Genomic DNA, 10,002 nt, shown 5'->3' with positions numbered 1-10,002 from the left:
CCGACCGGCACGTCGTCGAGCGCGCCGCGCGGGCGGCGCCCACGGCGCAGACGGCGACCAGAACGAGCAGGAGGGGGCGATAACGGCGCATAAGGAACCTCGCGGCGATGCTGTCGGGCACGGCTGTCGGGGGCCCCTTGAAGATACCACAGGGAGGCCGCGGGGACAAAGGGGCCCCGGTCGGGCGACCGGGGCCGGGGCGGGGACCGGCCGGCTAGAGACCGACCCGGGCGGCGCCGGGCGCGTCGTCGTCCGGTTCCGGGTCGATGGCGCCCACGGCGATCAGCGCGTTGTAGAGCCAGAGCTGCACCTCGGACACGCGCGAGAAGCCCTCGCCGACGATCTCCAGGGTCGAGACGGCCTCCTCGCGGCTGCCGGCGACGAAGAAGGCGGGCAACTCGGCGTCGGGCACGTCGGCCAGCCCCACCAGCAGCGGCGCCACGTGGGCGTTCAGGCCGACGGCGTGCCGCAGGGCGTCGAGAGCGGCCTCCTCGTCGCCGGTCTGCAGGAAGAGCAGCACCCAGCTCCACGCGCAGACGGTGTTGTCCTCGTCCTGGTGCTCCTCGAGCAGGTCCCAGGCCCGCTGCACCTCGCCCATGGCCAGGTAGTAGCCCAGCAGCAGGGCCATGTTGCCCATGTTGTCCTCGGGGTCGAGATCGAGCAGGGACTCGTACTGGGCCACGGCGTCGAAGCGCCGCCCCACGTTCCAGAGCACCTCGGCCAGCTGCTTGACGGCCCGCAGGTAGGGACGCGCCTGCACCAGCGGCCAGAAGCCGCCCATGTGCTCGGCGAAGAACTCCTCGCCGAGGACCTCCTCCCCCACCGCGAGCGCCTGCTCGAGGGCCTCGATGAGGGTGCCGGCGTCCTCGCTCTCCAGGAAGGCCCGGATCGTCAGCGCGTCGACGCAGGCGGGATCGTGGCCGAGGGCCCGCTCCACCAGCGCCCGGGCCGCGTCCGCGTCGTCGCTCTCGTAGGCCTGGTAGGCGAGCTCCTGGGCCGTCTCGACGGGATCGTCGGCCGGGACGGCGGCGCCGGCCGGCACACCGTCGTCGGCATTGGCCCATTCCTCGCGCTTCTCGCGCCGGTAGGCGTCGCGCAGGAGGCGCTCCATGACGAAGGGCGACGTGGCCGGGGAATCGTGGGCGTCGGGCATGGTCCGGACATCTCCAGGCGGCGGGCGGCGGGCGGCGGCCGCACGGGTTGCAAAGTCTCGTTTGGTGGGCCGCGGCACGTTTGTTATGCTGGACCCGTTTTGATCGCGGAAACGCTACACAAGGTGGGATCCGATGTCCAGTGGCATGAAGATCGGGCTGGCGCTCGGCAGCGGCGGCGCCCGCGGCCTCGCCCACGCCGGAGTGCTCGAGGCCCTCGAGGAGGCGGGCATCCGCGCCGACGTGGTCGCCGGCACCAGCATGGGCTCCATCGTGGGCGGCCTGTACGCCCACGACCCGGATCCGGCGCGGGTCTGGGAGCGCCTGGGCGCCTACGTGGGCAACGAGGAGTTCGCCTCGTACTGGGCGCCCTTCGTGCCGCGCGACGAGAACGAGGCGCGCGATCCCCAGAGCCGCCTGGCCGGCATCTTCGACTACATGCAGCGCAAGCTGATCGCGGTCAAGACGGTCACCCGGCCGTCCATGCAGCCGGAGAGCAAGCTGCGCGGGCCGCTGACCGAACTCTTCGGGCCCATCCGGTTCTCCGACCTGCAGATCCCCTTCGCGGCCATGGCCCTGGACCTGATCTCCGGCGAGGGCGTGATCTACAGCGACGGCCCGCTCGTGGACGGGATCTACGCCAGCAGCGCCATTCCCGCCGTGTTCCCGCCCATCGAGAAGGACGGCCGCATGGTGTGCGACGGGGGCGGCCCCTACCGGGTGCCCGTCGAGGCCTGCCAGGACATGGGTGCGAACCTCGTCATCGCCGTGGACATCCCCGCCTTCGAGGAGACCCACTTCGCCACCGGGCTGGACATGATCCTGCGCAGCAACACCATCGCCCGCCAGAGGCTGAACGCCTTCGTCTGCGCCCAGGCCGACTTCGTGATCCGGCCCGCCGTGACGGAATTCCACTGGGCCGACTTCGGCGCCGGCGAGGCGTGCCGGGCCCGGGGCTACGCCGCCACCCGCGAGGCCCTGCCCCGGCTGCAGAAGCTGATCCGCTGGCGCAGCAGCCTGGCGTATCGCGGCAAGGTGATGGCGCGGAAGGTGCTGCGGCTGGGGTAGGCGGCCGGGCGCGGCGATCTGGCAGTTGGGTGACAAAGTCACTGATATCAAATCTCATTCTCATCTAGATTCCCGGTGGTCCCCTTCGCCCCACGACCGCAAACCGGGAGAACCGCCATGCCGAATCGCCTGCGCAATTCCAGAATCTTCTGCTGGGTGCCGTTCATCCTCCTGCTGACCGTGACCGCCTGTGACGATGACGATCCGACGACCCCGGCGGCCGACGACGGCCCCTACGACCTGGTACTCACCGGAACAGTGCTGCCGCACGCCAGCCAGCTCCTGCATGTGATGGTGGTCCGCGACGACACGGATGCGGTCGCCGTGCACGGCGAGATCGTCGTGCCCGTCGACGGCAACTTCGCCTTCACCTGGAATGGTCTGCTGGAGAAGAACGTGTCCTACTGCATCGACTTCTATGCCGATCACGACGGCAGCGGATCCTGCGACTCGCCGCCGACGGATCATTCCTGGCGCATCGACCTCGGCCCCGTCGGCGGCGACGTGTCGCGGGATTTCCAGCATGACACGAACTTCACCGAGATCTGCGGCAGTTTCGTCACGCCGTAGCACCCGGTCGAAGCCGGACGCCGAATCACGTCTCTCGGGGTCGGGTCCTCGGACCCGATCCCGGCGTCCGGGCCCTCCCCCCTACTTCAGCAGCGTCACCTTGCGCCGGTCCACTCCGTCGGGCGTCATCAGCCGCACCATGTAGGCGCCGCTCGGCACCGGGCGGGCCCCGTCGTCGCGGCCATCCCACAGAGGCGCGTAGGCCCCGGGCGCCATCTCGGCCGCGACGAGGGTGCGCACGCGCCGTCCCGCCAGGTCGTACACGGCCACCTCCACCGGCCCCATGCGCGCCACCTCGAAACGGATCGCGGTGCTCGGGTTGAATGGATTCGGCACATTGGGCAGCAGGCGCGTGACCTGGGGCAGATCTCCGGCGTCGAGGCCGGCCTCGGGGCTGCGCCCCAGTTCGCGACCGGCCACCACCAGGGCATAGGCGTAGGTCGTCAGGGCGTCGGGCCGGCGGCCGGGGGTCGCGTCGAACCACACGATCTCGGGGCCATCGGCCGTGAGCACCGTCGCGGTCAGGCGCCGGGCGGGGCCGTCGCCGACGCGGCGCCACACGTGGTAGCCGCCGTCGGGTCCGGCCCCATTGGGCCAGGTCAGCCTCACCCCGTCCGGACCGGCCTCCACGCGGGGCGTGGGCAACGCGATCGCCACGGCGTTGCGCACGCGGATGCGCGCCACGACCGAGTCGCCGCTCGCCGGCAGCATGGCGGTCAGGTTCTCCACGTCCGAACCCGGCGCCCAGGCCATCAGGCCGATCAGGGACGGCACCGACTTCGGCAGCAGGGACAGGGGCAGCTCATCGCGTGCGACGTCCCAGGCCAGCAGGTAGAACGTGGCCAGGGGCACGTTCGCCGCCTGGGGCAGCGGGGAGGCGAGGCCCACGGTGAACTCGGGCGGGTCGCTGGCGTTGATGACGTCGCCGTAGGTGTCCCAGCCGGCGAGGGTCACGCCGGCGGGCAGGCCCAGCCGGCACTCCCAGCCGAGCACGCCCAGGGCGTCGGACGGCGCGTGCAGGACGAGGTGGGCGGGCACGACCTGCGGCACCGGCTCGATGGTGATCTCGTCGGTGGCGAAGTCGGGATCGAAGTGCAGGGCGACCCGGTTCTCGTCCGGACCGAAATCGAATCGGGGCCAGACGCGGCCGGGGAGCATCACGTCGAGCTCGTGCACGAGGCGTGACGTGAACTCGTAGTAGCCGTACTCGGCGGGCACGAACCCGACCGTCACCGCGAGCACCTCGCCGGGGGCGATGGGCTCACTCCCGGTCGGGACGCTGACCTGCGGGTCCGGACAGCGCATCTCCAGGGTCAGGGGCGCTGCACCGGTGTTGCGCATCGTAAAGGTCCGGGTGGACTCGGTGCCGGGCGTCGTATCGGTGAACTCGAGGACGGGCGGGTCGACCTCCAGGGCGTAGAGGCGCTCCACGACGGAGCCGCGCAGGACCACGGCGGGGCAGTCCTCGCCCAGTTCGAGCACCGCCGCGAACTCGCCGGGGGTGGTGCCGCCGCAGCGCAGGTGGAGGGTGACGCCCTGGCCGGGGGCCAGGTCGAACTCCGGCGCCCCCAGGTACTGGAAAGGCTCGCCCGCCGGCGCGATGACCGGCACGATCCGGGCGGGGAAGTCGCCGGAATTCCGCACCGTCACCGACGCCGACGACGTCGAGCCGACCTCCGCCGGGTCGAAATCAAGGGTGTCCGTCGACACGGTGACCAGGAAGTTCGGTTCGCGCGCGGACCCGACGGCGACGAAGGTGCCGGCCCCGGCGGCGGGCGGCGCCGCCACGTCGAAGGCGCAGAAGTTCGTGACCGAGTCGCGGACCGTATAGCGGACGGAGAACGAGGCCCACTGCCCCGGCATGAGCGACGCCGGGGCGTCGATCGGAGTCACCGTGAAATCGCCGCACGTCAGCGGGGACGTGACGAGGGGCACCGGATCACGCCCCTCGTTGAACACCGGGAGCGCGGCGGTGCGGATCTGGCCCACGAGACCCGGCGGCAGCATCAGCGTGTCGGGTCGGGACAGGAGATACTCGGCGCCGCGCCCCAGGCCGGCCATCGCGAGCGAGGCGTCGCCCACGTCGAGGGATGCCTCGTGCAGACCCACGGTGGGCGGCGTGAAACGGATCCGGATCGCGCGGTTCCTGCCCGGGCTGATCATGGCCAGGTCGTCCAGGTCGTCGATGCGGAAGGCCCCGCTCGACGAAACGAAAGCGGGCGCGGCGAACGAAGGCCCGCCGGTGTTGACGAGCGAGAGGTTATTCTGGGACTCGACCCCGACGAGGATCTCGCCGGCGAAGTACGAAGTCACCGTGAAGTGCAGTTGCGGCGGCGGCGGGTTGATCCAGGCCACGGCCGACGTCTGGTAGGGCCAATGGAGGGTGTAGGTGTCGGTTTCGCCCACTATCGTGCAGTCGGCCCCGGAGCCGGACAGCACGTGAGCGCCCGTGTCGGGCACTTCGAAGGTCATGGTGAAGACCTCCGTGCGGTCGACGATGGGGATCGCATCCTCACCCTCGATGATCATTTCGTGGTAGTCGACGAACGGGTAGGGCTGTTCCACGTGGCCGCGCGACACGGCGAGCAGCTTCAGCGATCCGAAGGCGAAGGTCTGGCGCAGGCTCGCGATGTCGCCGCCGCGGCTGGGTCCCTCGAGCACGAAATGGATGGTGACGGTGTCAGGTGCTGTGGCGTTGGTGGTGACCGCACGCGTCCAGGCGGCGTCGGTGTAGGCGGCCAGACGGTCCGGGTCGCCGATGTCCGCACGGGCGGTGGCTGCCGCCAACACGACCGCCACGAAGACAAGCAGAGATCTGCGCATGATGTTCCCCCTTGGTCCGGTTCCAGTTCCGGTTCCGGTTCCGAGCCATTCTACCCCATTGGCCGGCCGAATCGAACCATCTTGTCCTGCGGCACGATTTTGACAATAAGTATCCCTTTAACGGAACTTCCCATGTGCCGATACCCGGGGACGGGTTCGCACCCGTTCCCATCGCCTCTACGGGAGTTGCCAGGCATGGACACCAAGATCCGGGTCCTGCTGATCGAGGACAGCGCCACCGCCCGCCAGGTCGTCTCGGCCATGCTCCGGGACGATCCCCATGCCGCCTTCAGCCTGCACGCCTGCGACAACCTGACCGCGGCCACCGCCCACCTGCGCGATCAGGCCGTCGACGTCGTGATCCTCGATCTGACCCTGCCCGAGTCGACCGGCGTGGAAACCGTGACGCGGGTCCGCGAGGTGGACCGCGAGGTGCCGCTCGTGGTCTTCACCGGCTGCGACGACGAGAGCCTGGCCATGGCCGCCATGCACCTCGGCGCCGACGACTACCTGGTGAAGCAGGAGGTGCGGCAGGGTTCGCTCCTGACCCGCACCCTGCGCTACGCCGTGGAGAAGAAGCGGGCGCGCATCGCGCTGGACCGGTACGCCGTCGAGATGGAGCGGCTGGCCGAGGCCCGCGCCCGCCAGCTGCTGCACCAGGACCGCCTGGCCACCCTCGGCACCATGAGCGCGGGACTGGCCCACGAGATCAAGAGCCCCCTGTCCTTCGTCGCCGGCAACCTCCAGACCCTGCAGTCGTGGTGGCCGGACGTGCGGGCCTGTCTCGCCGACTGCCGCGCGCGCGGTTTCGGCGACGGCGAGGACCTCGCCTACCTGACCGACGAGATCCCGGCCATGCTCGCCGACATCAGCTCCGGCGTGGACCGCATCGTGGCCATCAGCGACGGGCTGAAGAGCTTCTCGCGCAAGAATCCCGGCGAGAAGAGCCTCGCAGACCCGGAGGACCTCGTGGAGCACGCCCTGCTGCTGTGCCAGAACGTGCTGAAGTACGGCATCGAGGTGCGCCGGGATTTCGGACTCGCAGGGCGCGAGGTCCAGGTGCAGCCCCAGCAGATCGTGCAGGTCTTCGTGAACCTGATCAACAACGCGGCCCAGGCCATGGACGGTCGCGGGGTCATCACCGTGACCACGCGACCGGACGGCGACGGGGTCGCCATCACCGTGGCCGACGACGGGCCCGGCATTCCCGACGGGACCCTCCAGTCGATCTGGGATCCCTTCTTCACCACGAAGCCCGCCGAGCTGGGCACGGGACTGGGTCTGGCCATCTGCCGGGAGATCGTCACCGCCCACGGCGGCACCCTCGAGGCCGAGAGCCCTGCCGGGGGCGGCGCCCGCTTCACCCTCGGGTTGCCGGCGGCCGGGGCGGCTCAGTCGGTCGCAGGCAACTGCAGGGCCGAACCGGTCGCGGCCGAGACCAGGTAGGCGGCGCGGGCGGACGGCAGTTCGAACTGCCGCACCGCCCCGTCGGGCCACGTCACCACGAGCTCGAACGGACCCTCGTCCTCGCCCACACCGAAGTGCAGCGGCGGCACCGTCGCGTTCCAGTGCACCATCACCGGCCGGACCTGGCGCCGCCACGTGCCGTGCCGGCCGCGCAGCTCGACCCGGGCACCCATGCCGTGGGCCGGGCCGCCGCTGCCGTCGAACGCGAGCGTCACCCCGGCGCCCGGCGCCTCGTTGGCGCGCAGCACGACAAGGCCGGCGCGCTGCGGAAAATCCCCCTTGCCGTGCACGAGGACGAGGTCAAGGTCGCCGTCGCGGTCCGGGTCGATGGGCCACACGCCCCGGGGCAGGGCCGCCACGGCCGGACTCCCCCACACCGAGGTCATGTCGTCGAAGCGGCCGGCGCCGTCGCCCCGGGCCAGCAGATCGGGGGCGTTCTGCGTCTCGGACGCCTGCTGCATGACGTAGAGGTCGAGGCGGCCGTCGTTGTCCAGGTCGGCCAGGACCGCCGCATCCCGTTCGGGCGCGAGCGACAGGGCGTCGAGGGGCGGCCCGGGTGCGAAGCGGGGCGCGCCGGGGGTGCTCACGTTCCGCCAGAGGACGAGGCCGGCGGCGAGACGCGGCACGTACAGCAGGTCGGGATCGCCGTCGCCATCGACGTCGCCGGCGGGCGCGGCCACCAGCTTCGCGCCGCCGGTGGGCAGGCCCGCGGCGACCGTCACGTCGGTGAGGGTGCCGCCGGGGCCCGCGAGGAAGAGGGTCTGGCCGTCGCCCGCGAGGAAGAGGTCGAGGCGGCCGTCGCCGTCGAAATCGGCCACGGTGGCCACGGTGTTCCAGCGGCCGAGGGCGCCCTGCGGGTCGACGTTTCTCGGCCGGCCCCGCAGGTAGGTCGCCACGCGGTCGCTCCAGTCGGACCACGCCCGGCCGTCCCAGCGGAAGAGCCGCGACGGCGAGTTGTAGTCGAGAACCAGGAGTTCGGGCCAGGGGTCGTCGTCGAGAGGGAGCCAGATGGCGCCGCGGCCCCGGCCGCGCGGCACCGCCGGCAGGTCGTCGGAGGACAGGACGTTGCGGTAGGGGCCGTCGCCCGCCCGGTCCCAGAGTTCGTTGGGCCCCTGGCCGGTGCCCCGGTCCGCGCCCACCGCCACGTAGAACTCCCAGATGCCGTCGCGGTCGTAGTCGCAGGCGGCCAGACCGTGCATGTCGAACGCGCGGCAGGGGAACAGGGCGCAGCTGTCGACCGCCGCGAAGCGCAGCCCCGGACGGGCCAGGCGCACCGAGACGCCGCCGCCGTGGCGTCCGAGCACGAGGTCGGCGCGCGTGTCGCCGTCGACGTCGGCCCAGGTGGCGCCGAAACTGATGCCCACCGCGGGCAGGCCGGACGCCTCGACGGTGCGGAAGAGCGGCCGGTCCGGGACCGTGGCGTCGTCGCGCGCGGCGCATCCCGCGAGGGCGCAGACGAGGAACAGGGCCGCGGCGGGCCGGATGCCGCCCGGCAGGTGCGCCCTCATCGCACGTAGCCCAGGGAGCGCAGCTTCTCCCGATCGGTGTCCGAGAGTTCGGGCCGGATGGTCAGCGAGTCGGGCCGGGTCACGGCTTCGAGCCAGTCGTCGAGCAGCCCCGCCATGTCGGCCGCCACGCCGGTCTCCACGGCGCCGAGGTCGCGCGTCTCGCCGGGATCGGCGTTCAGGTCGTAGAGCTCGGTGGTGTGCTCGGTCGCCGACGCGAGGTACTTCCAGCGTCCGTAGCGCACGGCGTGCTTCTCGCCGTCGACCCACACGCCGTACTCCTCGTGGGGCTCGTACGGGATGCGGTACAGGAACACGGGTCGATCGGGAGGCGCCTCGCCCTCGCGCAGGAAGGACGCCAGGCTCCGACCATGCACGGCACCATCGCCGGCGGACACGCCCACCAGTTCGCACACCGTCGGCAGCAGGTCGGCCATGGTCACCGGCAGGCCCGTCTCACGGCCCGGCCGGATCCCCGCGGGCCAGCGCACGATCCACGGCACGCGCACCGCCTCCTCGGTGATCTGGGCGCCGTGGAACTGGTAGCCGCGCTGCCACAGACCCTCACCGTGGTCGCCGACCACGATGACGAGGGTGTCGTCGGCGAGGCCCATCGCGGCGAGACCGGCGCACAGGCGGCGCAGCTGGTCGTCGACGAAGGCGATCTCCCCGTCGTAGAGCGCGACCTGCCGCCGCCGGTCGGCATCGGCCACGTCGGCCGGCCCCGCGAAGCGTCCCCGGTACGACGGCGGCGGCTCGTAGGGGTCGTGGGGGTCGAAGTAGTGGACGAAGAGGAAGAACGGGGCATCGCGCCGCCCGGCGGCGAGCCAGGCGAGGGCCCGGTCGGTGGTCACGTCGGCGCGGCGGTCGAAGGCACCGGTCAGCTCGAGTCCTTCCCAGCGGCGCCACGACACGGACGCCCCCTCGCGGTCGAACTCGTCGTCGTAGCTGGCGAACCCCTGTGCCAGGCCGAAGCGGGCGTTGAGCACGAACGAGCTGACGACCGCCGCGGTCTCGTAGCCGGCACCGGCCAGCCGCTCGGCCAGGGTCACGTGCTGTTCGCCCAGGGTGACGGCGTTGCGCACGACGCGGTGGCTGAGGGGCGACAGCGCGGTGAACATGGTGGCATGGGACGGCGCCGTGGCCGGAGCACTGGCGTAGGCGCGCCGGAAGAGCGCCCCCTCGGCGGCCAGCTCCGCCAGGAAGGGCGAGGTCGGCTGCCCGTAGCCGTATGCCGACAGGTGGTCGGCCCGGGTCGTGTCGAGGGAAACGAGCAGGATGTTCGGCCGCGGCGGCGTGCGCTCGCAGCCGGCGAGCGGGACCGCACAGGCCAGGAGCGCGGCCAGCACGACCGTGGCCCGGTTCCGGCGCCGCAGGGCGGACAGGGGGCTGCGGGGGCGCGGGGAGTGCGGCATGAC

The 10,002-nt window shown here is 71.7% G+C and carries 7 protein-coding genes; 3 read left to right on the top strand and 4 right to left on the bottom strand.

Annotation, left to right across the window (positions count from 1 at the left end; all coding sequences use genetic code 11):
• Positions 1 to 214: 214 nt before the first annotated feature.
• A complete protein-coding gene (locus KDM41_02200) occupies positions 215 to 1,153 on the bottom strand; it encodes a hypothetical protein (GenBank protein MCB1182215.1) in 939 nt (312 codons plus the stop codon).
• A 133-nt stretch (positions 1,154 to 1,286) separates the two neighbouring features.
• Here KDM41_02200 and KDM41_02195 point away from each other — a divergent pair, with 133 nt between their 5' ends.
• Both KDM41_02195 and KDM41_02190 read left to right on the top strand, forming a co-directional pair.
• Positions 1,287 to 2,219 (top strand): patatin-like phospholipase family protein, encoded by a 933-nt coding sequence (locus tag KDM41_02195; protein MCB1182214.1) that lies wholly within the window; start codon positions 1,287 to 1,289, stop codon positions 2,217 to 2,219.
• Positions 2,220 to 2,336: 117 nt separating this feature from the next.
• Positions 2,337 to 2,789 carry a hypothetical protein gene (locus tag KDM41_02190; GenBank protein MCB1182213.1) on the top strand — a complete coding sequence of 151 codons (453 nt, stop codon included), beginning with the start codon at positions 2,337 to 2,339 and terminating at the stop codon, positions 2,787 to 2,789.
• 81 nt (positions 2,790 to 2,870) lie between these two features.
• Here the strand turns inward: KDM41_02190 and KDM41_02185 are convergent, their stop codons facing one another.
• Positions 2,871 to 5,612, bottom strand: a complete 2,742-nt coding sequence (locus KDM41_02185) for a hypothetical protein (GenBank protein MCB1182212.1) — start codon at positions 5,610 to 5,612, stop codon at positions 2,871 to 2,873.
• A 195-nt stretch (positions 5,613 to 5,807) separates the two neighbouring features.
• Between KDM41_02185 and KDM41_02180 the strand changes: the two genes are divergently transcribed.
• The gene (locus KDM41_02180; protein MCB1182211.1) at positions 5,808 to 7,058 is read left to right on the top strand and encodes a response regulator; all 1,251 of its coding nucleotides are present in this window, start codon (positions 5,808 to 5,810) and stop codon (positions 7,056 to 7,058) included.
• On the opposite strand, the gene KDM41_02175 is transcribed toward KDM41_02180, so the two are convergent.
• A complete protein-coding gene (locus KDM41_02175; protein MCB1182210.1) occupies positions 7,004 to 8,587 on the bottom strand; it encodes a CRTAC1 family protein in 1,584 nt (527 codons plus the stop codon). The two genes, KDM41_02180 and KDM41_02175, sit on opposite strands and share 55 nt — an antisense overlap.
• Positions 8,584 to 9,999, bottom strand: coding sequence for a sulfatase (locus KDM41_02170; GenBank protein MCB1182209.1), 1,416 nt, complete (start codon positions 9,997 to 9,999; stop codon positions 8,584 to 8,586). The genes KDM41_02175 and KDM41_02170 overlap by 4 nt, the downstream gene beginning before the upstream one ends.
• Positions 10,000 to 10,002: the final 3 nt, after the last annotated feature.

This window comes from bacterium (assembly GCA_020440705.1).
Taxonomy (GTDB): domain Bacteria; phylum Krumholzibacteriota; class Krumholzibacteriia; order LZORAL124-64-63; family LZORAL124-64-63; genus JAGRNP01.
The sequence above is the reverse complement of the archived record's forward strand: the minus strand, read 5'-3'. Positions and strand labels throughout refer to the sequence as shown.